Annotated in this window: 18 protein-coding genes; 12 read left to right on the top strand and 6 right to left on the bottom strand. The window is 62.4% G+C overall.

Annotated features, from left to right (window positions below):
* Positions 1-13: 13 nt before the first annotated feature.
* On the top strand, positions 14-1,024 hold the full coding sequence (locus C2138_RS11830; protein WP_159078223.1) for a glycosyltransferase family protein: 1,011 nt from the start codon (positions 14-16) through the stop codon (positions 1,022-1,024).
* Complete coding sequence (gene asnB, locus C2138_RS11825; protein WP_338418813.1) at positions 930-2,990, top strand: asparagine synthase (glutamine-hydrolyzing); 2,061 nt, start codon at positions 930-932, stop codon at positions 2,988-2,990. The genes C2138_RS11830 and asnB overlap by 95 nt, the downstream gene beginning before the upstream one ends.
* Before the next feature lie 21 nt (positions 2,991-3,011).
* Here asnB and C2138_RS11820 read toward each other — a convergent pair whose 3' ends face one another.
* Positions 3,012-4,106, bottom strand: a complete 1,095-nt coding sequence (locus C2138_RS11820) for an MATE family efflux transporter (protein WP_159078222.1) — start codon at positions 4,104-4,106, stop codon at positions 3,012-3,014.
* Positions 4,107-4,205: 99 nt separating this feature from the next.
* A complete protein-coding gene (locus tag C2138_RS11815; RefSeq protein ID WP_241961114.1) occupies positions 4,206-5,474 on the bottom strand; it encodes a nucleotide sugar dehydrogenase in 1,269 nt (422 codons plus the stop codon).
* 1,285 nt (positions 5,475-6,759) lie between these two features.
* Here C2138_RS11815 and C2138_RS11800 point away from each other — a divergent pair.
* The 9 genes from C2138_RS11800 to recQ all read left to right on the top strand — a co-directional run bounded on the left by C2138_RS11800 (position 6,760) and on the right by recQ (position 21,360).
* On the top strand, positions 6,760-8,619 hold the full coding sequence (locus C2138_RS11800; RefSeq protein WP_159078221.1) for a DUF4012 domain-containing protein: 1,860 nt from the start codon (positions 6,760-6,762) through the stop codon (positions 8,617-8,619).
* Positions 8,620-8,700: 81 nt separating this feature from the next.
* Positions 8,701-9,714 carry a UDP-glucose 4-epimerase GalE gene (galE, locus tag C2138_RS11795; protein ID WP_108518077.1) on the top strand — a complete coding sequence of 338 codons (1,014 nt, stop codon included), beginning with the start codon at positions 8,701-8,703 and terminating at the stop codon, positions 9,712-9,714.
* A 154-nt stretch (positions 9,715-9,868) separates the two neighbouring features.
* The gene (locus tag C2138_RS11790; protein ID WP_108518076.1) at positions 9,869-13,939 is read left to right on the top strand and encodes an ExeM/NucH family extracellular endonuclease; all 4,071 of its coding nucleotides are present in this window, start codon (positions 9,869-9,871) and stop codon (positions 13,937-13,939) included.
* 136 nt (positions 13,940-14,075) lie between these two features.
* Positions 14,076-15,011, top strand: coding sequence for a cysteine synthase A (gene cysK, locus C2138_RS11785; protein WP_108518074.1), 936 nt, complete (start codon positions 14,076-14,078; stop codon positions 15,009-15,011).
* Between the two features lie 46 nt (positions 15,012-15,057).
* Positions 15,058-15,633 (top strand): serine O-acetyltransferase EpsC, encoded by a 576-nt coding sequence (gene epsC / locus C2138_RS11780; RefSeq protein ID WP_108518072.1) that lies wholly within the window; start codon positions 15,058-15,060, stop codon positions 15,631-15,633.
* Positions 15,634-15,666: 33 nt separating this feature from the next.
* Positions 15,667-16,644: a CPBP family intramembrane glutamic endopeptidase gene (locus C2138_RS11775; protein WP_108518070.1), complete on the top strand. Its 978-nt coding sequence runs from the start codon at positions 15,667-15,669 to the stop codon at positions 16,642-16,644.
* A 129-nt stretch (positions 16,645-16,773) separates the two neighbouring features.
* Positions 16,774-18,891 (top strand): acyl-CoA dehydrogenase family protein, encoded by a 2,118-nt coding sequence (locus C2138_RS11770; protein ID WP_108518068.1) that lies wholly within the window; start codon positions 16,774-16,776, stop codon positions 18,889-18,891.
* Between the two features lie 35 nt (positions 18,892-18,926).
* Complete coding sequence (locus C2138_RS11765) at positions 18,927-19,517, top strand: dihydrofolate reductase family protein (RefSeq protein ID WP_108518066.1); 591 nt, start codon at positions 18,927-18,929, stop codon at positions 19,515-19,517.
* 10 nt (positions 19,518-19,527) lie between these two features.
* A complete protein-coding gene (gene recQ, locus C2138_RS11760) occupies positions 19,528-21,360 on the top strand; it encodes a DNA helicase RecQ (protein WP_108518064.1) in 1,833 nt (610 codons plus the stop codon).
* Between the two features lie 40 nt (positions 21,361-21,400).
* Here recQ and C2138_RS11755 read toward each other — a convergent pair whose 3' ends face one another.
* Complete coding sequence (locus C2138_RS11755) at positions 21,401-22,537, bottom strand: right-handed parallel beta-helix repeat-containing protein (protein ID WP_159078220.1); 1,137 nt, start codon at positions 22,535-22,537, stop codon at positions 21,401-21,403.
* Between the two features lie 233 nt (positions 22,538-22,770).
* On the bottom strand, positions 22,771-24,009 hold the full coding sequence (locus C2138_RS11750; protein ID WP_108518060.1) for a right-handed parallel beta-helix repeat-containing protein: 1,239 nt from the start codon (positions 24,007-24,009) through the stop codon (positions 22,771-22,773).
* A 182-nt stretch (positions 24,010-24,191) separates the two neighbouring features.
* On the opposite strand from C2138_RS11750, the gene C2138_RS11745 reads away from it, so the two are divergent.
* Positions 24,192-25,319 (top strand): glycosyltransferase family 2 protein, encoded by a 1,128-nt coding sequence (locus tag C2138_RS11745; protein WP_108518058.1) that lies wholly within the window; start codon positions 24,192-24,194, stop codon positions 25,317-25,319.
* On the opposite strand, the gene C2138_RS11740 is transcribed toward C2138_RS11745, so the two are convergent.
* Both C2138_RS11740 and C2138_RS13895 read right to left on the bottom strand, forming a co-directional pair.
* Positions 25,300-25,731, bottom strand: a complete 432-nt coding sequence (locus C2138_RS11740; protein ID WP_108518056.1) for an FAD synthase family protein — start codon at positions 25,729-25,731, stop codon at positions 25,300-25,302. The genes C2138_RS11745 and C2138_RS11740 overlap by 20 nt on opposite strands.
* A gap of 2 nt (positions 25,732-25,733) precedes the next feature.
* Complete coding sequence (locus tag C2138_RS13895) at positions 25,734-26,243, bottom strand: acyltransferase (RefSeq protein ID WP_159078219.1); 510 nt, start codon at positions 26,241-26,243, stop codon at positions 25,734-25,736.
* Positions 26,244-26,257 lie beyond the last annotated feature (14 nt).

Raw genomic sequence — 26,257 nt, 5'->3', positions numbered from 1 at the left:
AGCGAGTACCCGAGTGAGGGTATACGACTGGTTTGATCACCTCGGGATTCCCTCTGACCGTTTCGAGTATGTCGGCACATCAGACAATCAGCCGGCCAGGCTTGCCAAGAACATTCCGAACGTTTGTCGAGCGGAGGTCAGTCTTCGCGCTCTCGAAAAAAGGGTCGGACATGTAACCCTGCTGTTGAGTCGGCAAGCCTCTCCGTTCAGTTCGGGAGCTATCGAGGAACGCTTGCTGCGGGCAGCTCGTCGCGGGGTGTATGACTTCGATGACGCATTGAAGTTTGACACTGGTTCTTGGACTCGAAGGCTCTGGTCTAAAGAGAAGGTGTGGGCGAGGTCGGTTAGCGCCGCGGATGTCGTCATCGCTGGCAGTGATGTACTAGCAGCACAGGCCCGGGAGTACTCAGACAACGTGGTGATGATTCCGAGCTGCGTTGAGCCGCGCAACTACTCTCCAAAGCGGGACTATGGCATTACTAGCGTTCCGCGCGCTGTCTGGATCGGATCCCCAGCAACCGAGCCCTTGCTACGCGCGGTGGGGGAGCCACTCTTGGAACTCAACAAGAGATTCGGGCTGCGCATTGCGGTGGTTAGCGCGGGGAACACTTCGCTCGGACGGCTCGATCCGATGGTGGATAGGGAACAGTGGACTGCTGCCGGGTTCGCGAACTGTCTGACTCAAGCGGATTTCGGAATAATGCCACTCAACGACACCCCGTACAGCCGTGGTAAATGCTCCTACAAGCTTCTGCAATATGCCGCCAGCGGCCTGCCGCTAGTTGGAAGCCCAGTTGGAGCCAACGCCGGCGTTCTCAAGAAACTCGGGGGTACGGCGGCAGGGAACAATGAGGAATGGATAGCGGCGATTGGACAGATCATAGAGATGAGCGATGCCGACCGCTCACTTGCTGGCATGAAGGCTCTAGATGGAGTCACCCGGCACTTTAGTTTCGGTGCATGGGAGAAGCAATGGTCAAGCGCGATGGCCTTGGGCACTGAGACGTTCGACGGGGTGGAGTAAAGGTATGTGTGGTTTCTCTGGATATATGGAGCAGCTGGGTGGCGGCTCTAACCAGGAGATAATTCGTCGGATGAACGACACCATCTGTCATAGGGGTCCCGATAACGCCGGCTATTGGTCTGACGCGTCCGTGGGTATAGTCCTAGGGCATCGGCGACTAGCGATTCTCGACCTTTCAGAAGCTGGCCATCAGCCGATGGCATCGCACGATGGGCGCTTCGTCATTGCGTTCAACGGCGAGATCTACAACCATTTAGAAATTCGTGCCCGGCTTGAAGCGGAGTCCTTTTCCGTTGATTGGAAAGGGCATTCCGATACGGAGACCCTTCTCGCTGGTTTCAGCCACTGGGGAGTGGAGCGGACGCTGCAGTCAGCAGTCGGAATGTTTGCGTTCGCGCTATGGGATTCGGCCTCTGCCGAACTCACGCTTGCTCGCGACCGCATAGGGGAGAAGCCCCTCTACTACGGGTGGCAAGACGGAGTCTTTCTCTTTGGGTCGGAACTCAAGGCGCTGAGGGCCCACCCGGCATTCCACGCACCTATCGATCGAGGCGCGCTCTCGCTTTACTTGCGTCACAACAACGTTCCCGCGCCGTACTCAATCTACGAAGGAATTCGTAAGCTCGAACCGGCTCACCTCCTCACACTGCCGTTCTCGCCTGGGTCGAACCCTACGGCAGCACAATCCCGGCCCTATTGGAGCCTCAACGGGATGCTAGTGCGAGAAGAATCTTTCGGAGGCAGCGACTCGGACGCAGTCGACGCTGTCGAAGCTCGGCTATCGTCGAGCATCCACGATCAGATGCTCTCTGATGTTCCGCTCGGAGCATTCCTATCGGGAGGCATCGACAGCAGCGTAATTGTGGCGCTGATGCAGACGCAGAGCGCTAGTCCGGTGAAGACCTTCACAATCGGTTCGCCCACACCGGCATACGACGAAGCGCAGCACGCCCAAGCGGTAGCCGATCACCTCGGGACCGACCACACAGAGCTTTACGTCACTGCGGAGGATGCGCTTTCCGTCATCCCCGCTCTGCCGGGCATCTACTGCGAGCCGTTCGCGGACAGCTCGCAGATCCCGACTTACTTAGTTAGTCGGCTTACGAGTCAGCATGTAAAAGTCGCGCTGAGTGGTGACGCAGGCGATGAGGTGTTCGGCGGTTACAACCGCTACGTGTCGGCAAAAGCTGTCTGGGGGCGATTCGCCAAGCTTCCGAAATTCGCACGTTCCGCAGCGGCTAAGGCTTTGACAAGTGTTTCGCCCGCGAAATGGGACGGCTTCATGGCACACGCCTCAAAGGTATTGCCTGCATCCATGAACATTGTCACTCCCGGCGACAAGGCGCATAAGCTCGCAAAGGTATTGTCTTCGACAGATGGTCACGACTTCTATCGCATGCTGACCAGTCATTGGGATGACCCGTCTTCGGTGGTTATTGGCGGATACGAACCACCTACTCGGGTCACCGATGAAACTGCGTGGCCCGTTCAGGACTCATTGGAACACTGGATGATGGCGATGGATAGCCAGACCTACTTGCCGGATGACATCCTTGTAAAAGTTGACCGCGCGGCGATGGCAAACAGCCTGGAAACGCGGGTGCCCATGCTGGACCATCGAGTAATGGAACTGGCGTGGAGTCTCCCGCTCGACCTGAAAATTCGAGATGGAGTGAGTAAATGGGTGCTCAGGGAAGTGCTCTATAGGCATGTTCCGCGAGAACTCATCGAACGCCCGAAAGCTGGCTTCGGCATTCCTCTGGATGACTGGTTACGCGGCCCGTTGAGAGACTGGGCCGAAGAACTTCTTGATGAAGGGCGCCTCCGAAGGGAGGGGTACTTTCACCCGGAGCCTATTCGCAAAATGTGGGCGGAGCACCTCAGTGGCAAGCACCCGTGGCAACACCACCTTTGGACGATACTGATGTTCCAGGCGTGGCTCGATGAGCAGCGTCTAGCCCGCTAGCTGGAGCCCGGACACGGTCGACTACTTGAGATGTGTGCTGCGGGCTACCCGCCACGCAAGGTACAGCCAGACCATTGCCGATATCAGGCTCGAAACGCTGAAGCCCCATATGGCGCCGCTCAGATCGTCTATTGCAAACCCCGCAAGGGGCAAGGCTATGACGAGCGCGGTTTGAGTGGCGCGGCCGATAAAGATGTCACGACCTGGGGAGCTTGCTCGGCAGGCGATGTAGTAAACGGTTCCCAGCAGGTTCCCCGCGACAAAAAGTGATGTCGAAAAGGCGTGGGCGCCCAGCGCAGTCAAGGTCCCCACTTCGAACGGTAACGCGGGAACAATGAGCGCAAGCGCTAGATAGCAGGCGACAGTCAGAACCAACGCGGCTCCGCCGATCACTATCGATGCGGCCATCCCGAGCAATCTGGACGGAGACATTTGGCCGAGACGAGGACGAATTGGTTCGATGATAAGTCGCACCGGCATTGCCACGTTGGACACCGCACGATAAATTCCGAACTTGGCGGAGCCCATGAACCCCGCAAGCAGAAAGGGTGTTCCGATGGCACCTGCGTCCATGAACAAGGAGTCGACAAGCAGGGGCTTGATTGACGTCCAGTGGTGACGGCACCAAGCAGCAAGGCCCTCGCCGCGGCTTCGCGAAGGCATTTTTAGAATCAAACCGCTCAGAGTTGACGCGACCAGCCAGCTGATGGCAACAGCTGCTTCTGGGCCGAATTGGAGGCACAGAGCCAGCGAAAAGGCAAAGCCCAAAATTCCAGAGATGTCCGAGACAGCAATTCTTCGGGACTGCCCGGCAGCGACAGCGTAGTAGCGTCGCCCACCGCGGTAGAGGGCAAAGAACACGGCAAGGCCATAGACCCACCACAGCGGGCGAAGTCCGACCAGAGCAAGGGACACTATGGCGCTTGCAAGGCCGAACAGCAGAGAGAGATCGACGAGTGCACTGCCGTAGGAGCGGGCTGATGACGCGTTGCCGGAAAGCACCGTAGCGCGATTCCATGCGTCGCTGATCACCGAGTACTGGATTGAAAAGCCGAACGCAAACAACAGGTAAACGATTGAGAACTGGCCATACTCCAGAGGAGCGAGGAGCAGCAACGCACCTATCGGAGTGAGGGCCCCGAACAGAGCCCCAAGCCCCGCCGAGGTCATCAGTCGGAGAATCCTCATTGAATATTCACTGCAGACGGCGCGCGGCTACAGGATCTGTACGCTAGGCCCGGAGACGCGGTTCTTCGTGTCGAGGACAGGAATCGTTGCGGACGCCAGAATCGACAGGTCGAGGTCGTCGTGATCGGTCACGAGTATGGCGATGTCGCTGCTGGCGAGTTCTTGCGCAGTGAGGCTGATCTTTTCCACACCGAGCGGCCATCCATAACTCTCCACGTGGTCGTCAACTGCAACGACAACAGCGCCGTACTCCGAGAGAAGCTCTATGAGGCGAATCGCGGGCGATTCGCGGAAGTCTCCCGTGTTCTTCTTATAGGCGAGGCCGACAAGGAGAACGCGCGCCCCATTGAGCGGTTTGCGATCGTTGTTTAGCATTGCGATTGCTCGCTGCACCACGTAGTCGGGCATGTGATCGTTGACATCGTTTGCAAGCTCAACAAACCGGAAGTTTTGCCCAAGCTTGCGTCGCACCTGCCACGAGAGGTAGCTGGGGTCTACGGGAAGGCAGTGGCCCCCGACCCCGGGGCCCGGCGTGAACTTCATGAAGCCGAACGGCTTCGTGCTCGCTGCCTCTATCGAATCCCAGATGTTCACCCCAAGCTGATTCGCGAAGATAGCAAGCTCGTTTACGAGCGCAATATTCACGTGCCTAAAAGTGTTCTCAAGCAATTTGGTCAGTTCGGCTTCCTTGGGGGAAAGCACCGGGACAGTTGTGTTGACCAGGTCGTCGTAGAACTCTTTGACGCGGGCCAACGACTCATCATCGATGCCCGACACTACCTTGGGGGTCTCGACGAATCCCCAAATTTTGTTGCCAGGGTCAATTCTTTCGGGGCTGTATCCGACGAAGAAGTCCACGCCTGCGGTGAGGCCTGATCCCTCCTCCAGGATGGGGACCAACAGCTCTTCAGTTGTGCCTGGATAGGTGGTTGATTCCAAGATCACGGTGGCGCCGACTTTTAGATGGCGTGCCAGTGACTTCGATGACTCTTCTATGAAGGTGAGGTCGGGAATGCTTTCGCGAAGAGGGGTAGGAACTGTTATGACGGCGACGTCAAACCCCGCACAATCCGCGTAGTCGGTGGTGGGTGTATAGCGGCCGGTGGCTAATGCCGCCTGTAGCTGGGAATCAGGGATGTCGCCTACGTAGGAAATCCCTGCCTTGAGGCTATCCGTCCGCATTTCGTTGAGGTCGATCCCGACGACGGTGTAGCCGACCTCAATGGCCCGCATCGCAACTGGCAGACCGACGTAACCCTGCCCCACGATGACGGCAGTGCGATTCGTTGTAGTCAAGATTCCCCATATCTTTTGTGCTGGCCAAACCATGCTGGTCCCGCAACTAGGTGAGCACAGCGCAAGATCATGCTACTGCGTGCCAGCAAGAGTGCTCGATGAACGTGAAAAATAGAGGAGCGACCGCAATAGAACCGATGATGCTGAGCAACACCGCCATCTGGGACGGCCCGAGTAGATAGCTTGCTGCGATCGTGATCGGTTCGTGCGCAAGATAAAGGCTGAATGAGATAAGGCCCGCCCATTGAAACGCTCGACGCGACAAAAGGGGAAGCGGCGGGCCGCCAGCAGGCGGAAACAACAATAGTCAGCGGGAGTAGACCGATTAGAACCAAATGGCGACTGAGCCAGCCGACAAATGAGTCAGAACTGATGGCGCGAAACATCCAATACGACGAGCTGAGGAACAGGCCTATGAGGAGCGCCGCGACCGATAGCAAGTTCCCCCATCTCGCTGTCAGGTTCGACGCAAACTGGCGCACCGCTTCCCAGTTGAGGCCGAAGACAACCCCGTCGCTCCTTCGACCGTGTAGCCACGAGGCCGCCCAGCTACCCATTGGCTCAATGGTTCGCCTGAGCGGTACCAGCCATATCGAGATTGCGGCAAGACCAACTGCCGCGACCGCCGGGAGGTAAAGGCGAAGCAGTCTGCTGGGGAAGTATCCCGACCAGGTGAATCCGCGGCGGCGGGTGGCTAACGTGAGTGCGAGCCCTGACAGGATGAAAAACAGGAGCGCTGCCTCTGTTCCGCCCCAGAGCAGATGCAATGGGGTATAGGTGAGCCACCAGATCGTGGGCGTTGCGGCAACAGGTTCGAGCGAATAGTAAGGGGCGGCCAGCGCCAGAAGGGTGAGTAGCGCGTAGTGCAGGAGCGGCGATGCCGCGAAGCCCATCGAGAGCTGAGCCTCGTCGAGGGAGCGGTGTCAGTCAAAAGTGAGGTCCTCGTGGGTAGTTGGGAAGACTGCAGCCGGCGAGTGTCGAGCTCGCCAGAGTAGCCGCTCTTCGAGCATCGTAGCGATGAGGACAGCCCGACTTGTTAAGTTAGCGGTGCGTGAAAAGGGGAAGGCAATGGGCGAAGGGCCTAAAACGTCGCATCGCGGCGCCGCTGGTGGGCGCGCTGCTATTGATAGGAACGATGCTCTCTGGGGCGATTGAGCTGTTCCAGCTGCTCTTCTTGCCTGACCGACTCCCCGAGCGTGACCGACGCGACGCGTCGATGCCGTATAGGTCATAGCGGGCGCGGAAGAAGTCTCACTGCCTGCCAAGCATCCCCGCGGGGGCATGGTTGAATGATCTGGTGTCCACTTCTATAACCAGGCGTTCGCTGCGCAAAAAATTGCGACCGCGGTTATACAAACGATGGTGGTTCTGGACCCTCACTGGGGTGCTGATCCTCGTTGTGGGACTTGCCGCTTGGCTAGGGTCAAGAGTGCTGCAGGCGAAGAATGAGCTGGAAGCTGCGCAGTCGAAGATCGGAGATCTCACCTCGCAAGCGGCCGCACTCGATATAGACGGGGCGCTGGCTACATTCGACGAGATCTCGGCTCACACCGATCGAGCGGTTGATGCAAGTAGCGATCCAACATGGCGCGTCGCTGAGCTAGTCCCGGGCGTCGGCGTTAACTTGAGCGCCGTGCGAGAACTCTCAGTGGCAGTTCAACGTATCTTGGCTGACGTTGCGTCCCCGCTTCTCGATGTCGCGAAAGGCCTCGACCTCCAATCTCTGGCGCCCAAAGACGGAGCGATCGATCTCCAACCCTTAGTTGATGCTGTCCCCGCCGTGGCGCAAGCTCGCCGGGGACTCGACGCCGCGATTCCGCTGGTGGGTGCTATTAATACGGACGGCGCACTGCCTCAAATTGTCGCTGCTCGCTCCAAAGTCGCTGGCATGGTCGAACAGCTGGATCCATTGTTGACAGGGGCGAACTCCGCAGTGCCCTTCATCGCGCCGATGCTCGGGTCGGAAGGTCCCCGAAATTATGTAGTGATGTTTCAAAATCCATCGGAGGCGCGCCCGCTTGGTGGCACGGCGCTCTCGTTCGCTGTGATCAGGGTTGACCAGGGTCGCATAGAGATGGTCGAGACCGTACCTGCCGGTTTCGGAAACTTTCGCAACGTAGGTTCGGTGGTACCGGTTCCCGAGGGCGTGGAAGAACTGTTTGGGCCCGGCGCCTTCGGCTCCTTCATAGCAAATTCGACGCTCCGCCCCAGCTTCACCTCGGCTGCGGAAATTACACAGGCGAACTGGGTCCGTGATCGCGGATATGCGGTCGACGGAGTCGTGTCGATCGACCCGATCGCGCTGGGATACGTCCTAAGAGCCACAGGGCCGATCCCGCTGTCGACCGGCGACGTATTGGCAAGCGACACCCTCGTGCCGCTCCTTCTCAACGAGATCTATCAGCGCTTCAACTCTGGCAACGACGTGGCAGACAACCGGGCCCAGGACGTAGTCTACGGCGAAGCGGTCGCCGCGACCTTTGGTGCTCTAACCGGCGGATCGCTAGATCCCGTTGCCCTGGTCGGTGCACTTGTGCAGGGATGGGGCGAGCATCGCATACTCTTCTGGAGCGCTAACGAAAACGAGCGTTCAGTCGTTGCTCTACTCGGACCAAATGGGGAGTTGCCCGTCAGCGATGCGGAGACCGACCGCGTCGGTCTCTACTTCAACGACAACGTGGGGTCCAAGCTCAACTACTACCTCAATCAGGCCGTCACTCTGAGTAAGAACACGTGCGCAGCAGATGGTCGTCAGCAATACCGGGTCACCGCAGATCTCAGCAGCACGTTGCAGCCGGGGGATGCCGCGGGCCTCTCGCCATCTGTTGCTGGACAGTGGAAGGGGGAGCGGGTTCCTAAGGGCAGTATGCGTATGCAGGTATTCCTCTATGCGCCACCCGGTTCTACCATCACCGGCGCCGTTGTCAACGGGCAGTCCGTCGCGCTTGAGGCACACCACGACACCGACTACCCAGTTGGCAAGCTGACCGTAATAGTCGGGCCGGGCGAGTCCCTGAGGCTGAGCTACGACATCACGGCCGCCGAGGCTGGTGACAAGAGCCTCGAAGTGCTGACGACCCCCCTCGTGCACCCGACGTTAATCACCACAGAAGCGCTCGATTGCGCAACCGTTTCAGTCGGCTGAGTCGCAGCTCATACTCTCGCCGTAGGATCGGTGGGTGTCCCTGCCCTGGTGGCCACACCTACCCGACCAACGGAGCCCCCCGTGAGAGTTCTCCTGACCGGAGGTGCCGGGTACATCGGCACCCATGTTGCCGTCGAGCTCATCGAGCAAGGGCACAGCGTTGTCATCGCGGATGACCTCTCCAACAGCAGCGCTGAAGCAGTGCGCCGGGTCGAGCAGATCACGGGTGCGAGCATCCCCCTTGTCGTAGCGGACCTCTCGCGCCCCGGCCAGGCAGACCACGTTCTGGCGGAGCATCCCGTCGACGCCATCATCCATCTCGCGGCCTTTAAGGCGGTCGGTGAATCCGTTGCCCAACCGCTCGAGTACTACCGCAACAACATCGACAGCACGCTTGAGCTGCTGGCGGCGATGAAACGCCACGGGGTCTCCCGTTTTGTGTTCAGCTCGTCGGGCACCGCCTATGAGGAGCCCATTACGTTGCCCCTCGTCGAGACCGCTCCGACCGGCCTTGCGGCAACCAACCCGTACTCCCGCAGCAAGGCGATCATCGAGCGGATCTTGGTGGATGTCGCGGCGTCTGACCCCGACCTGCAGGTGGCGATCTTGCGCTACTTCAACCCCGTCGGCAATCATCCGAGTGGCCTGATTGGTGAGGATCCACTCGGGATTCCCAATAATCTCATGCCGTTCGTGAGCCAGGTTGCCGGGGGTCGGCGCGACCGCGTCTCCGTCTTTGGCGACACCTATGACACGCCCGATGGCACCGGGGTGCGCGACTATGTGCACGTGATGGATCTCGCGACGGGGCACGTTGCGGCCCTCGCCACGCTGGCACCAGGGGTCGAGGCCTACAACCTTGGAACGGGTCGCGGCACGAGCGTTCTTGAGCTGATCGCCGCATACTCCGCCGTCGTGGGGCGTCAGATTCCGTATGAGATCGTGCCCCCTCGCCCCGGCGACGCGGCCGCAACCTATGCCAACGTCGACAAGGCCAATCGCGAGCTGCACTGGCGGGCGACTCGTTCGCTGGAGGATGCATGCCGGGATGCTTGGGCGTGGCAGTCGGCGAACCCGCGAGGCTACGAATCCTAAGTATCGGTGTGTCTTTCGGGTGAACACCCGGTAACAGCAACATATGAGCGCTTGGAACTGGCAATTCGCTGGGATATCGTCAGTCTCGTCCCCCAAAAGGGGGTAATCCTCGTGCGTTCCGGTGAAGTGGCGCACGTCATAGTGGGAGACGCATATGAAGCAGCCTGCCGACTCGGCCCCTGAACCACGCGCATCACGGAGGGGTCGGCTCGCTGCCGTCGCTTCTCTCAGTGCCCTCGCCCTCATCTTCTCGGGGCTCGGGGCAACCGCCGCAACAGCTGCGGATGTGACTCACACGATCGCCGAAGTGCAGGGCACCGGTGCGGCGACTCCGCTCGCGGGCTCCGTCGTTACCGTCGAGGGGGTCGTCACCGCCGACTATCGCGGCGTCAGCAACTACCGCGGCATGGTCATCCAGACGGCAGGCTCGGGCGGGGCGACGGACGCGACGCCCGGCGCCTCCGACGGCATCTTCGTGTATCTGAACGCGGCCAACCCCGGCGTGGCGATCGGCGATCTCGTGCGGGTCACGGGCACCGCGAGCGAGAACTTCGGCCAGACGCAGATCAGCGCCACCACGGTTGCGGCAACCGAGCTCATCACCGCAGGGGTGGGAGTGCCAGAAGGGGCCCCGCTGCCCGACACCGCGATCGGCGACGCGCGCGAGGCCCTCGAAAGCCAGCTCGTGGTGCCCACCGGCAACTATCTGGTCAGCTCGAGCCATCAGCTCTTCAACTTCGGCACCCTGTGGCTCAACGCGGGAGCCTTGGCGGTCAAGAGCACGGAGACGACGGATGCTGGGCCAGAGGCCACCGCCATTACCGCAGCCAACCGGGCCAATCGCATCCTGCTTGACGACGGTTACAGCATCCAGATCAGCAATGCGAGCCACCCGGGCACGCAGCCGTTCTTCACGGCAGACACCGTGGTGCGCAACGGCGACACCGTGGCGTTCTCGACGCCGTATGTGCTCTCGTATGGCTTCGACGACTGGCGTCTGCAGCCGACGGTGCCCATCAACGATGCGAGCCCAGCAGCACTCAAGCCCACGTTCGGCAGTGAGAACCCCCGGCCCGCGACGGCTCCCGAGGTTGGTGGAGACTTCCAGGTCGGCGCGTTCAATGTCTACAACTACTTCACGACACTGTCGAGCGTGAACTCGCAGGCGCGCGGTGCCGAGACGGCCCAAGAGTTTGCTGTGCAGAAGTCCAAGATCGTGGCGGCCATTAACGGCCTCGGCGCCGATGTGGTGGCGCTGCAGGAGATCGAGAACTCGGTCAAGCTAGGGGAGCCTCTCGACGAGGCGCTCGCCGACCTGGTCGACGGCCTCAACGCCGCAGCCGGTGCCGGCACATGGGCCTACGCGGCCACTCCCGCAGAGCTCAACAATGCCGCGATCACCGACTTCATCGCTAGCGCGATCATCTACAAGCCGGCGGTGGTCACTCCCGTCGGGGCGAGCTTCACCGACCTCGACGCCGTGTGGGATATCGCCCGCAAGCCCGTCGCGCAGACCTTCGAGTCGAACGACACGGGCAAGGTGTTCACGGTCGTGGCGAACCACTTCAAGTCGAAGAGCGGAGATGGTGCAGAACCTGCGGATGGGCAGGGTCGCTTCAACGCGGAGCGGGTTGCCATGTCGCAGCGGCTTCTGACGTTCTCCGACTCGATCGCGGCAGACCCGGCTAAGTCGGCGGATGTCTTTCTCATCGGAGATTTCAACGCCTATTCAGAAGAAGACCCCGCTCAGGTTTTGACCGATGCGGGGTTCTCCGACCTCGTTGCAGACAAGACTGACGGGCAATACACCTACACGTTCGACGGCGAGCTCGGCTCTCTTGACCATGTGTTCGCATCCCCCTCGCTCGCGAACTACATCACGGGCGCCGGCGTCTGGACGATCAACTCCCCTGAGTGGTCTGACCGCGGGTACGAGTTCGCGGCCTCTGAGGCCGGGACCGTTTATCGCTCAAGCGACCACGACCCCATTGTCGTCGGCGTCAGCAGCGAAATCGCGCCGGTCGAGATCGAGATCCTCACGGTGAACGACTTCCACGGTCGGCTCGAACCGGGCAGCGGAGTTCCGGGGGCGGCCCAGATGGGCGGAATGGTCAACTACTGGCGGGCGCTCAACGCCAACACCACTTTCGTGGGCGCTGGCGACTTCATCGGAGCATCCACCTTCACGTCGTTCATCCAGAACGACCAACCCACGATCGACGTGCTCAACGAGATCGGGCTCAACACGAGTTCGTTCGGCAATCACGAGTTCGACCAGGGACGCGCCGACGTGGACGACCGCATCCTCGATGCGGCCGACTGGCCCTACCTTGCGGCCAACCTCTATGACCGAGCCACGAATGAACCGGCCTATGACGAGTACTTCGTGCAGGAGTTCGAAGGGGTGACGGTCGGCTTTATCGGTGCCGTCACGGAGGCGCTGCCTGAGCTGGTGAGTCCGGCCGGTATCGCAACTCTTGAGGTCCGATCGATCGTGCCCGAGGTCAATCGAGTCGCGGACTATCTGCAGGATGGTGACGCGGCCAATGGTGAGGCAGACGTTCTCGTTCTGCTCGTCCACGAGGGAGCCGCCACGGCCGACATCGCCTCGGCAACCGACGACTCGGCCTTCGGTCAGATCGTCATGGGCATCAGCCCGGAGGTCTCGGCGATCGTCTCTGGCCACACCCACCTTGCCTACGACCACGAGGTTACGGTTCCGGGTATGGAGCGCCCGCGCCTGGTGATTTCGGCGGGCCAGTACGGCGCTAACTATGGTCACCTCGACCTGAGCGTCGACCCGGTGACCAAGGACATCCTCGGCTTCGCCGGCGAGGTTCTTCCCATCGCTGGCTTCACGCCAGACCCCGAGGTCGAGGCCATCGTCGCCGAAGCCGTCGCCGTCGCCGCAGTGCAGGGCGCGGTCAAGGTCGGCGAAATCGGGGAGTCGATGTTCCGCGCAGTGCAGAACCCGACGGCGACCACCCCGTTCCCCGAGAACCGCGGTGGCGAGTCGACGCTCAGCAACTTCGTCGCCGACGTGCAGCTCTGGGCCACTGCGGATGCCGCCGCCGAAATCGCCTTCATGAACCCTGGCGGTCTTCGGGCCGACCTGGTTTATGGCTCGACCGGGCCGAATGATCCGGATGGCAACGTCACCTACGCCGAGGCGGCAGCAGTGCAGCCGTTCGCCAACACGCTCACGACCCTCACCCTCACGGGGGCGCAGATCAAGAGCGTGCTCGAGGAGCAGTGGCAGCCCGCTGGTGCTCAGCGACCGTTCCTCAAGCTCGGCGTTTCTGCCTCGCTCGAGTACACCTACGACCCCACTGCAGCGGTGGGCTCGCACATCACCTCCATCACGGTGAATGGTGAACCGATCGACCCAACGGCAAACTACAAGGTCGTCGCCAACTCGTTCCTCGCGGCGGGTGGCGATAACTTCGGCACCTTTGCGCAGGCGACGGGTGCGGCGGACTCCGGCCGGGTCGATCTGCAAGCGATGGTCGACTACTTCACGGCTAACCCCGTGGTCGAGGTCGACTACGAGCAGCGGGCTGTCGGTGTGGTCTTCTCGGCGCCCGGCCCCTATGCCGTGGGCGACCAGGTGACGCTGAATCTCTCCTCGCTGCTCTTCAGTCGCGGCGGTCCCACTCAGGCCACCGTCGAGGTTGCCCTCGGGGCCACCGTGCTGGGTACTGCGGCCATCGATCCGACCATCGTCGACACGACCGATGAGCAGGGCCGGGCTAGCGTCACAATCACGGTCCCGGCGGGTGTCAGTGGCCCACAGGTGCTCACCGTGACCGTGCCGGAGACGGGAACCGTAGTGGAGGTGCCGATCGAGGTTGAGGCGGCGCAGGAGGCCATCGAGAACGCGAAGATCCCCCTCATCACGGGTGCGCTGCGGGTCGGCAAGACCGTGAGCGTGAACGAGGGGCGCTGGAGTGTGAGTGGGGTTGCCTACGCCTACCAGTGGAACCGCAACGGCCAGCCGATCGCGGGAGCCACCGGCGAGAGGTACACGCTCGTGGCAGCGGATGCTTCCACGACGCTCACCGTCACGGTCACCGCCTCGAAGGATGGCTACACGGATGGTTCCGCCACGTCGGCCGGCCGGGTCGTCAAGGCAGCCGCGAAGCCGGGCATCATCGGCACGATCGTTGCGGCGCTCGAGGACGTGGCAGCGGAGCTGAGGGCCTACCTCGAGTGGCTCTTCGGCTAGGTCAGACAACAGAAACCCGGCCCGCTGCGTTGCAGCGGGCCGGGTTTCGTTGAGGGTGATGAAATATTTTGGGCCCATTGAGCGCTGGGCTTTAAGGTGAACACATACCCACAAGCCTTCAGGGAGTAACGAGATCATGGCCCGTATCTATAACAACGTCACCGAGCTCATCGGAAACACCCCTCTCGTTCGCCTGAACAAGGTGACGGAGGGTGCTGGTGCAACAGTGCTTGCCAAGCTTGAGTTCTACAACCCTGCGAATAGCGTGAAGGACCGTATCGGTGCGGCCATCATCGACGCGGCAGAAGCATCCGGAGCGCTCAAGCCCGGCGGCACCATCGTCGAGGGAACCAGCGGTAACACCGGAATCGCCCTGGCGATGGTCGGCGCTGCCCGCGGCTACAAGGTCATCATCGTGATGCCCGACACCATGAGCCGCGAGCGTCGCTCGGTGATCCGCGCGTTCGGTGCGGAGATTGTGCTCACCCCGGGAAGTGAGGGGATGCGCGGGGCGGTCGAGAAGACCAAGGAGATCGTCGAGAACACCCCCGGCGCCGTGTGGGCCGACCAGTTCGGCAACCCGGCCAACGCGGCCATCCACTACAAGACCACGGGTGAAGAGATCTGGGCCGACACCGATGGCGCCATCGACATCCTGGTCAGCGGCATCGGCACGGGCGGCACCATCACGGGCGCTGGAACCCTGCTCAAGGAGCGCAAGCCCGAGGTGCAGGTCATCGCGGTCGAGCCTGTCGACTCCCCGCTGCTGAGCGAAGGCAAGGCTGGCCCCCACAAGATTCAGGGCCTCGGAGCGAACTTCGTGCCCGATGTGCTCAACCGCGAGGTCTATGACGAGGTCATCGACGTTTCACTCGATGCTTCGCTCGATTTTGCGCGTCGCCTCGCCGTCGAAGAGGGCATTTTTGTGGGGATCTCGTCTGGTGCGGCCGTGAGCGCCGCAGTCGAGGTCGCCAAGCGCCCCGAGAACGCTGGCAAGACCATCGTTGTGGTCGTCCCCGACTTCGGTGAGCGTTACCTCTCCACGATTCTGTTCGAGCACCTGCAGGACTAGTGGCTGATCCTCTTTCTGCTCCACCCTCACGGGCGGGAGCGGCGCGATGAGCGTCGTCTCCCGCATCCGTGAGGATGTTGCGACCGCGCGCCTTCGCGACCCGGCCGCCCGCAGCAACGCCGAAGTCTTCTGGCTCTACTCAGGGCTGCACGCCGTGTGGTGGTACCGCATCGCCCACATCCTGTGGCGTTGGCGGTGGTACTTCGTTGCCCGAGCCGTTTCTCAGTTCGCCCGCTTTCTCACGGGCGTCGAGATTCACCCCGGCGCGACCATCGGCCGACGCTTTTTTATCGACCACGGCATGGGCGTCGTCATCGGCGAGACTGCGGAACTCGGCGACGACGTCATGCTCTATCACGGGGTCACCCTGGGGGGTCGTTCATCGGAGCGGGCCAAACGCCACCCCACCCTGGGTGACCATGTCACGGTGGGCGCGGGAGCCTCTGTGCTCGGCCCGGTCGTGCTGGGCGCCGGAAGTGTCGTCGGTGCTGCAGCCGTTGTGCTCAAGGATGCGCCGCCCAAGTCTCTGCTCGTGGGGAGCCCTGCGGTTCCGCGGCCGATCGCTCCCGTGCATGAGTTCGACCGTCAGTTTTTCGTGGATCCCGGCACGTATTCCATCTGACGCTATGAGGGCACCCGCGGGTAGGCTCGGGGCGTGAACTACGCCTTTCATCGCCTTGCTCGCTCCGCCCCCAAGTACGCCTGGTGGAAGGCGATCGTCACGGGGCTGATCGCCCTGGGCATCTATGTGGTTTTCACCGTGATCATCACGGTGGCGATGCTGATCGCCTCGTTCCTTGACGTCGGCGGCGTCGCCGCACAGTTCGAGACACTGCTCTTCGAAGGAACGATCGACAACTCGCAGCCGGTCATCTTGGCGTTCTCGCTCGCTACTGTCGCGCTCATGCTGCCGTCGATCATCCTGGCCAGGCTCATTATGGGGCCGAGACCCCTGGGTCTTATCTCGTCGGTGGCAGGGCGACTGCGCTGGCGCTGGCTGGGGCGCCTTGCCCTTCCTGCGATTGTGGTCTTCGCTGTTACCTTCGGCCTGCAGCTGTTTGCCATTCCGCCGTTGTTTGGTGATGAGATCGTCGGCCCGCAGATTGGCGCGAATACGGTTGCGCTCATCATCGTGACCCTGCTGTTGGTGCCGGTGCAGGCGACGGCGGAGGAATATGTTTTTCGCGGATACCTGATGCAGGCCATCGGCGGCTGGTTGAAGCATCCGGCCTGGGCCATCCTCTTGCCCGTTCCCCTCTTCATGGCCGGTCACATCTACGACATCTGGGGTCTGCTCGATGTCGGTGTATTCGCCGTCTTCGCGGGGTGGCTCGTATGGCGCACGGGCGGCCTCGAAGCGGCAATTGCCGCACATGTGGTCAACAACGGCGTGATCTTCTTGCTCGCTGCTGTGGGCATGGTCGATGCGAACACGTCGGAAGGCACCCCCTTCGGCGTCATTGCGACCGCGATCACCCTCGGGCTCTTCTCCTGGTGGGTTGTGCGGATGCACACGCGTCTGGGCCTCGAGCGCGTGCGTGTCGTGCGGGAGCCGATTCCGGCTGACGTGTCGGTGCAGGTCGAGTCGACGCCTTTGTCGGACTCAGATGGATCCGAACCCCGCAACTTGTAGCTTGGCTACAACGGTCTCGGTGGACTCGCGACTCCCCGTTGGAGGCGGCGGACGTTGAATTCCCTCTGTTCATGAAGCCGGATTAGCGTGGCAACACACGCTCTCTTTGTCTGAATTGGAGTTCCTGCCATGCTCGACACCGCCCCCGGTCGTACCCCAGCAGCCCCCGCTTCGCCCTCGGTCGAGGCCGAAGTCGATGCCAATCTCGATGCGACGTCATCCGCCGCTTCGGTGGATGTTGCCGCGCTCGGACGCATGCTCTTGGGTACGTGGGCCGACATCCGTCAGCAGTCGCGCGATGCGATGGAAGATCCGCAGTTTCACCGCATCGACAACCAGACTAAAGAAGATCACCGCACCCGCGTGCTTGGTCAGTTGCAGGCGCTCGCCGACAGCGGCCGGGTGCACCGTGCGTACCCCGTCTCGGTGGGTGGCAAGGGCGACATCGGCGGCAGCATTGCGTCGTTCACGGAGCTCGTGTTCGGCGACCCGTCGATGCAGATCAAGGCCGGTGTGCAGTGGGGGCTTTTCGGCTCTGCAGTGCAGCACCTCGGCACCGAGTATCACCACAAGACTTTTCTCCCCTCGATCATGAGCCTCGAGACGCCCGGCATTTACGCGATGACCGAGACGGGCCACGGGTCGGATGTTGCCTCCGTGGGAACCACGGCGACATACGACGAGACGACGGGAGAGTTTGTCATTGACACCCCGTTCCGCGGGGCGTGGAAGGACTACCTCGGCAACGCCGCGGTTCACGGCATCGACGCCGTTGTCTTTGCGCAGCTCATCACCAAGGGTGTCAACCACGGTGTTCACGCCTTCTACGTGCCCATCCGCTCTCGTGAGACGGGCGAGTTTTTGCCCGGCGTCGGAGGCGAGGACGACGGCTTCAAGGGCGGCCTCAACGGAATCGACAACGGTCGCCTGCACTTCACCGGTGTGCGCATCCCTCGTCTGAACCTGCTCAACCGCTACGGCGATGTCGCCGAGGATGGCACCTACTCCTCCGCGATCGACAGCCCCGGCCGTCGATTCTTCACGATGCTCGGCACGCTCGTGCAGGGACGCGTTTCGCTCGATGGCGCGGCGACGCACGGTGCTGCGATGGGCCTCGCGATCGCGATCACCTATGGCAACCAGCGTCGCCAGTTCGAAGGCGCGACGGGCGAGGAGATGGTGCTGCTCGACTACCAGCGCCATCAGCGCCGTCTGCTTCCTCGTCTCGCTACGACCTACGCCCAGTACTTTGCGCACGACGAGTTCTTGGTCGCCTTCGACTCCGTCTTCAGCGGCAAGGGCGACACCCCGCAGGCCCGCGAAGACCTCGAAACCCTCGCCGCTGCGCTCAAACCCCTGTCGACCTGGCACGCGCTCGACACCCTGCAGGAGGCCCGCGAGGCCTGCGGCGGGGCGGGCTTCCTGGCCGAAAACCGCATTACGGGTCTGCGCAGTGACCTCGACATTTACGTCACCTTCGAGGGCGACAACACCGTCCTGCTCCAGCTCGTCGGCAAGCGCCTGCTGGGCGACTTCGCCAAGCAGTTCAAGGGAGCGGATGCAGGCAAGCTGGCCCGGTACGCGGTGGGTCAGGCGGCTGAACGAGCGTTCCACAACACGGGTCTTCGCCGCATCGCCCAGACGGTGCGCGACTTTGGTTCGACCGCGCGCTCAGTGAGCGAGCTGCGCGACACCGAGGTGCAGCGCGCGATCCTCACAGACAGGGTCGAGACGATGGTTGCCGAGCTGGCGCAGGCGCTGCGGCCAGCATCCAAGATGTCGCCGGTGGATGCTGGAGCGCTCTTCAACTCCCAGCAGAACAAGCTCATCGAGGCTTCGCGGGCACACGCGGAGCTTCTGCAGTGGGAGGCGTTCACTCGCGGAGTTGAGCGAGTGGAAGACCCCGGCACCAAGCAGGTTCTCGTGTGGCTTCATGACATTTTCGGGCTCGGACTCATCGAGAAGAACATCGGTTGGTATCTCTCAAACGGGCGCCTATCGCCGCAGCGTGCCCAGGCTGTCTCGGCCTACATCGACCGGCTGCTGACCCGCGTTCGCCCCCACGCGCAAGATCTTGTGGACGCCTTCGGGTTCAAGCCCATTCACCTGCGCGCGGCCATCGCGAGTGGCGCAGAGCAGCAGCGACAGGATGAGGCGCGCAACTACTACGAGGCACTGCGGGCTTCGGGTGAGGCGCCCGTGCACGAGAAGACCCTCAAGGCAAAAAACAAAAACAAGAAGAAGTAAACCTCGATGTCGGTGGGCGGCGCTACTCTTCCCGCATGAGCGAACAGAGCGCCGCCCCTAGTACTACCGGCAAGGTCCTCTTCGATAGCGCGACCACGATCAACGGCTTTATCGCCGATGAGCACAACTCGCTCGAATGGTTGTTCGCCGTCGATGGCGGCGAGCATCCCGACGAGGGGTTGTTCCCGACCGGAGCAACCGTGCTCGTCGAGGGGTCGACAACCTATCTCTGGATCCTTGAGCACGACGACATCCTGGATCACCCCGAAAAGTGGGCAGAGTTCCACGGCGACAAGCCCGTGTTCGTCATGACCACGCGTGAGCTGCCGGTGCCTGAGGGGGCCGATGTTCGATTCCGCTCAGGGGCTATTGCCGATCTTCTCCCCGAGTTTCGTGAAGCGGCCGCGGGGGGTGACATTTGGGTCGTCGGGGGCGGTGACCTCGCTGGCCAGTTCCTCGACGCCAACGCCCTGGACGAGATTGCGCTTTCGGTCGCCCCGGTCGCTCTCACGGGCGGGGCTCCCGTGTTTCCCCGGCGAGTGGAGTCAGACCGGCTGCGGCTCGAGAGCGCCACCAAGGTGGGGCAATTCGCTCGGCTCGTCTACACGGTCGGCGAGCCCGGTTAGCCTTGAGAGCATGACCCAGCTCACGACGCCCGACGCCGCACTCGACGTTCTGGGCCGGGTATTCGGCTACGACAGTTTTCGCGGCGACCAGGCCGAGATCATCCGCACGGTTGTCGACGGCGGAGATGCCCTCGTTCTCATGCCAACGGGTGGCGGCAAGTCGCTCTGCTACCAGGTGCCAGCGCTTGTGCGCGAGGGCACCGGCGTTGTGATCTCACCTCTTATTGCCCTCATGCAAGACCAGGTGGATGCCCTCGCCGCGGTGGGTGTGCGGGCGGAGTTTCTCAATTCAACGCAGGATGCTGACGAGCGTCGACGAGTCGAGTCAGCTTTCGTCGCGGGCGAAATTGACCTGCTGTATCTCGCCCCCGAGCGGCTCGCCCTCGAATCTACGGCCGCGTTGTTCGATCGCGGCACGATCTCGCTCTTCGCTATCGACGAAGCTCACTGTGTTTCGCAGTGGGGCCACGACTTTCGCCCGGACTACCTGCGGTTGTCGATGCTGCACGAGCGGTGGCCGGAGGTTCCCCGCATCGCTCTGACTGCAACCGCGACAGGGCAGACGCACGCCGAGATCGCGCGACGCTTGCAGCTCGAGGAAGCCCGTCATTTTGTGGCGAGCTTCGACCGCCCCAACATCCAGTATCGAATCGCGGCCAAAGCCCAGCCGGGCAAGCAACTGCTGGAGCTGTTGCGCAGCGAGCATCCCGGCGACGCCGGAATCGTCTATTGCCTCTCCCGCGCTTCGGTCGAAAAGACGGCCGACATGCTCGTGGCCAACGGCATTCCCGCCCTCCCCTACCACGCCGGTTTGCCCGCCCATGTTCGGGCCGCCAACCAGTCTCGGTTCTTGCGCGAGGACGGGCTCGTCATGGTGGCCACCATCGCGTTCGGCATGGGCATCGATAAGCCCGATGTGCGTTTTGTTGCCCACCTCGATCTGCCCAAGTCCGTGGAGGGCTACTACCAGGAGACCGGTCGAGCGGGCCGCGACGGGCTCCCGTCCACTGCCTGGCTTGCCTACGGGCTGCAGGATGTGGTGCAGCAGCGCCGCATGATCGACACGTCGGAGGGTGACCTGGCCCACCGGCGGCGGTTGAGTGCACACCTCGACGCGATGCTTGCCCTGTGCGAAACGGTCGAGTGCCGCCGAGTGCAACTGCTGGCATATTTTGGCCAGGAGTCGAGCCCCTGCGGCAATTGCGACACGTGCATCACGCCGCCGGCATCGTGGGACGGAACCGTGCCATCGCAGAAGCTGCTGTCCACGGTTGTTCGCCTCAAACGGGAACGCGATCAGGCGTTCGGAGCGGGGCAGCTCGTGGATATTCTTCGCGGAAAGCAGACCCCGCGCACGCAGCAGCACGAGCACGAGACCCTCGCGACCTGGGGCATCGGTGCCGATCTCAGCGAACAGCAGTGGCGCGGCGTAGTGCGCCAACTCCTGGCGCAGGGGCTGCTCGCAACCCGAGGCGAATACGGCATTCTGGCCATAACCGAGGCATCCGCCGATGTGTTGTCGGGGGCGCGAGCCGTCTCCATGCGCACCGAGCCGGAGGCTCGTCTCAGAGGGTCTCGTCGTTCGGCGAAGGCCGCCACGGCGGCAGCGGACCTCGAGCCAGCTCAGGTCGAACTGTTCGAGGCTCTGCGCGCCTGGCGTGCTGAGCAGGCGAAAGAACTCGGCGTGCCTGCCTACATCGTGTTCGGGGATGCGACGCTCAGAGCAATCGCCGTCGCGCGCCCGGCCACGCTCACCGACCTTGACGGCATCAGCGGAATCGGTGCCAAAAAGCGCGAGGCCTATGGCGAGGCGATTCTCGGAGTCGTTGCGCTCAGCAGCTAAGAACGACTCCCAGTGCAACCTCCGTGCTGAGCTCGCGAGTTTACTGAGCTCGGCGATCCACCCGCACAACCGTGCCGTCCGATTTGGTATTGCCCGACATCGTCGCGGTGGTTGTGGGCGGAATGAGAGCCGAGCATCCAAAGCGAGAACCGCCGAAGATGTTGTTTGAGATCGTGAGGCCCTTGATCGCACCCTTGCCCTTTTCGGCGACGTTGATGGTGCAGCCGCCGCCGGAGACGAGGTTCGAGGTAAAGCTCACCTGTGAGACGGTGCCCTGGTCTTGAGTGATCTGCAGTGCGGCGTTGTAAGCGCCGCTGATCACATTGCCAGTGATGACAATATTGCTGCCTTTTTGAATCTGGATGCTGTCGTCGTGGCTGGGACCGCCATTCCAACCCGGGTCGTTCGCGTAGTGCAAGTTGTCGTGCAGCCACGACTTCTGAATCACGACGTCGTTGCCAAAGATATGCACGGAGTCGATCACATTGTGAATAGCGACGCGGGTGAGGGTGAAGCCGTAGCCGTAGACGCCATTGACCCTGTGCGAGGGGAACTGCGCCACGAGCTCAGTGTCATGCACGACAAGACCCGCTGATTTGCCGGTTCCGGCATAGATAAGAATGGCATCGCCCGTAGTGTCGCGGCCGCGAATAATGGAGTTCCGGATCGTGACATTGGGGGCTTCGACCCGCACGAATCCTCGGATGTCGAGGCCATCGATCACGGTTCCCGGAGTCCTGATGACGAGGTCGCCATCGTGCCGCTTGAGCGCGGTTCCTGCGGGAACGCCGGTCGCCGAGGTCGAGGCAGGGGGAGGAGAGACCGCAGCTGGCCTGGATGCGGGCGCTGGATTTGCGGCGGGGGCCGGGGCCGCGGCAGATCCAGTGCCGACTCCCGACGCTGTGGTCGGTGGTGTGCTCGGCGCGGCGGGCGCAGGGGTGGCAGAATCCTTGCCCGCGGCGTCGTCGTGCGACGTTCCGTCGAGATCGTCCGTGCCGCGAGCGGATTCGCCCTTAGCGGAGGGCGCTGCAGGCGCGCCTTCGGTCAATGTTTCGGCGGCACTCGACGGGCTGGGCTGCGCCGTGATGGGCGCCGCACCGGTTTCGCCAGCAGGCGCGGTGGCCTTGGCGGCGCCGAAATGTACGCCTGCCCCGGCAAGAAGAAGAATCGCGGTCACCGACGAGCTGTAGGCCCACCACCGGGACGGCCTGGTTCTGAAAATTCGCACAAGGGTCTCCCTGGACGTTCACGAATGAGGATTTCGGGTAATTCGCGCGGGGTGCGATTCGTCGTATCCTATGGCCCCCATGCGGGGGTAGCGCAACGTTTTTTGTCAGTCTGGGGAGACCGTCGGTATTACGTGTGTGTGAGGTTGGTGCTCGCTGGGCGAGCGGGAGGGGTGCCCGAACGCTACTGCGCGCGGCGGACTATGCGAAGCGCAGTGCCGTCCGCGGCGGTGTTGCCGAGGTTCACGATGGTTGTCGTTGGTGGCACGAGCATGTCGCAACCAAAGCGAGAGGTGCCGAAAACGTTGTTCTTCACGACCAGGCCCGCGATTGCACCCTTGCCCTTCTCTGCAACATTGATGGTGCATCCGCCGTCACTCGCCCAGTTGTTGCTGAACGTCACATTCGACGTGATTCCCTGGTCTTGGGTGATCATCAGGGCGGCATTGTATGAGCCGCTGATGTCGTTGCCGATGATGCGGATGTTGTTGCCCTTTTGAATCTGGATGCTGTCGTCGTGACTGGGCCCGCCGTTCCATCCCGGGTCGCTGGCGTAGTGCAGATTGTCGTGCAGCCAGGAGCTTTGAACAAGAACGTTGCTGCCGAAAATGTGCACGGCATCGATGACGTCGTGGATGTTGACGCGTGTGAGGGTGAAGTCGTAACCGTAGATGCCGTTGACGATGGAGGACGGGAAATCAGGTGCGAGTTCGGTGTCTTGGATGACAAGACCCGCGTTCTTGCCGGCACCCGCATAGACGAGGATGGCGTTCTCGCTGGCGTTTCGGCCCCGGATGATCGAGTTCTTGATTGTGACGTTGGGGGCCTCGACGCGGACGAACCCGCGGATGTCGAGGCCATTGATCACGGTGCCTGCCGTGCGAATGACCAGGTCGCCCTTGTGGATCGTGAGCGCGGTTGTCGCTGGTACCCCTGTGCTGGCCCCCGACGGCCGAACTCCCGAAGGAGTCGTTGTCGGAGTGGTCGCGAAAGGCGCCGCCTGCGCTGGAGCTTCTGCCTCGGGCTCGGCCGGCTCCACGGGAGCGGCGGGTTCGGCGGGAGCCGCAGGCTCGGCCGGCGCGGTTGGCTCTTCGGGCGTCGGCGGCGTAACCGGTTCAGTCGGCGTCGGCACCTCGACCGGAGCTTCTTCCACCGGAGCCTCCTCGACCGGAGCTTCTTCCACCGGAGCCTCCTCACCCGGAGCCTCCTCACCCGGAGCTTCTTCAATCGGAGCTTCTTCCGCCGGAGCCTCCTCGACTGGAGCTTCACTGCTCGTTGTTTCTTCTGTCACGCTTGTTTCTTCTGCGACGCCCGGCGCGGAGGCGCTAGGGGCGGCAACAATGAATCCGCCTGCAACGAGCAGCGGAATGGCCATAGAAAGCGCGGCTCGCCATCGCGGCAGCCAGTGGCTGAGATCGAACAAAAGAGGTTCTCCTCTGGGCAGGTGGGGGAGTGTCGCGACTCTGATGCGGCGAATCACGCGCGCGCGACACAAAGAGGTTACGTTCCCTTCGCTGGCAGTGTTGCCAGGGTGGGAGTCACCCCCATAAATCCTGTCTGTACCCTGAACGGGGGGTGCTGCATAATGGGGGTCGGAGGCCAGACATGAGCGATCCATCCGCACCAGATCGTGAGCCGATGGCGGATGCTGGCGCCGCCCCCTATCCGCGAATCAGCGTTGCCCTGTGCACGCACAATGGTGCGGAGTTCTTGGCCGCCCAACTGCGCAGCATCCTGGGCCAAACGCACCCGGTCGACGAGATCGTGCTCTCGGACGACGCCTCGATTGACGGCACCGTCGCGCTCGTGGCCGATGGCATTGCCGCGCACGCCCGCAGGGCTGTGCGGGTGCCGAGTCTTGTCGTGATCGAGAACGAACCGGCTCTGGGAGTCGTGCGCAATTTCGAGCAGGCACTGCTGCGGTGCACGGGAGACGTGATTGCGCTCTGCGACCAAGACGATGTCTGGCACGAAGATCGCATGGCGAGGGTTATGGCGGCGTTCGCGGAGCATCCTGAGCTGCTTCTCGTGCACAGCGACGCCCGACTGATCCGTGCCGATGGTTTGCCTTTTGGGGCCGGGCTAGCGGCAACTCAGCGCATGTCGCCTCACGAGCGCCACAGCCTGTCGACCAATAGGGGTTGGGATGTTCTCGTGCGGCGCAGCCTCGTCACGGGTGCCACCGTTGTCATCAGGCGCGGCCTTCTCGATCGCGCCGTTCCGTTCGTCGATTCGTGGGTGCATGACGAGTGGCTGGCCATCATGGCCGCGGCCACGGGAGGCACCCACTTTCTCGACGAGCAGTTATTGGACTACCGGCAGCATGCGCGCAATCAGATCGGCGTCGTGCGAAGAGGTTTCTCTGCCAGGCTTGCGCGCCTGTTCACTCCGCGCGGAGAGCGCAACGAGAGGCTCGTCGGTCGGGCGATCGATCTGCTCAACCGGGTCACTGAGCTGCACAGAGCCGCAGTGAATCGCCGATCCCCCGATGCTCGCCTTCTGGCCAAGGCGGTTAAGGATGCCAGGGCCAAGCTCGCACACGAACGCGTGCGCATCCTGTTGCCGGCGGTGCGCATCCTGCGCGTCGGCCCGGTCTTTGCGGAGGCGCTCACCGGCCGGTACGAGCGGTATGGCCGGGGTGTGCAAGATATTGCGCGCGACCTTCTCCAAAAGGCGGGCGGGGTTCGGGAGACGACCCCGCTGCCAGCGGCGCTCAGCGCTCGACGCGATTGAGGGTGTCGAGGGCCTGCCGCAACTGGGTGCTTGAGGTTCCGTCGGTGTAGGGAAAGTACACGACTGTGACCCCGACGGCGGCGAACGAGTGCTCAAGGGCCAGCCCCTTTTCGGTGCCCTGCCAGTCGTCTCCTTTAAAGAAGTGGGTGAATCGCACGCTGCGCCACGTCTCAAGCTTGTCGGGAACAACTTCTGCCACCGCCTCGTCGACGAAGCGCACACTGCGCACGATGTCGAGTCGCTCCTCGAGCGGTATCACCGGGAGTGCGCCCTTGGTCAGCAGTAGCATTTCGTCGGAGACGACCCCGGCGATGAGGCGATCGCACTCGCTTCTCGCTCGCCGAAGGATGTTGAGGTGCCCCACATGAAAGAGGTCGAAGGCACCAGCGGCATACCCGATTCGAAGGGTCATTGTCACCACCACCATGGCTTGAGCCGCCGCAGCGGCAGTCGATAACGCAGCGATGTTGTTCTCGCGCCAATGACCTTCGCCGGCACGCCTCCCACCATCGTGAACGGCGCAACGTCGGAGGTAACGACCGCGCCGGCGGCCACGACGGCGCCCTCGCCGATGGTCACCCCGGGCAAAATCGTCACCCTCGTGCTCACCCAGGCGCGATTGCCGATTGTGACGGGCGCGCTCTCATAGGCGAACTCGGCGCTCTGGGGGTTGTGCTGTCCCGTCCAGATATGCACCGCCGTGGAGAGGTTCACATCCTCGCCAATGGTGATGCCAGCGCGGGCGTCGAGGATGGCCCCGTTGCCGATCGAGCTGCGCGCTCCGATGCGCAGATGCTGCGCTCCCCGAATTTCGAAGCCGTGATAGACCGTGGCATCCGGATGGATTCGACCACCCCAGAACCTGATCGTCGCGATGCGCAGGGCGTGGATTGGCATCTTTCCCGCGAGCACGAGGGAGGCCATTTCGGCATCTCTTC

The organism is Salinibacterium hongtaonis, from assembly GCF_003065485.1.
Classification (GTDB): domain Bacteria; phylum Actinomycetota; class Actinomycetes; order Actinomycetales; family Microbacteriaceae; genus Homoserinimonas; species Homoserinimonas hongtaonis.
The sequence above is the reverse complement of the archived record's forward strand: the minus strand, read 5'-3'. Positions and strand labels throughout refer to the sequence as shown.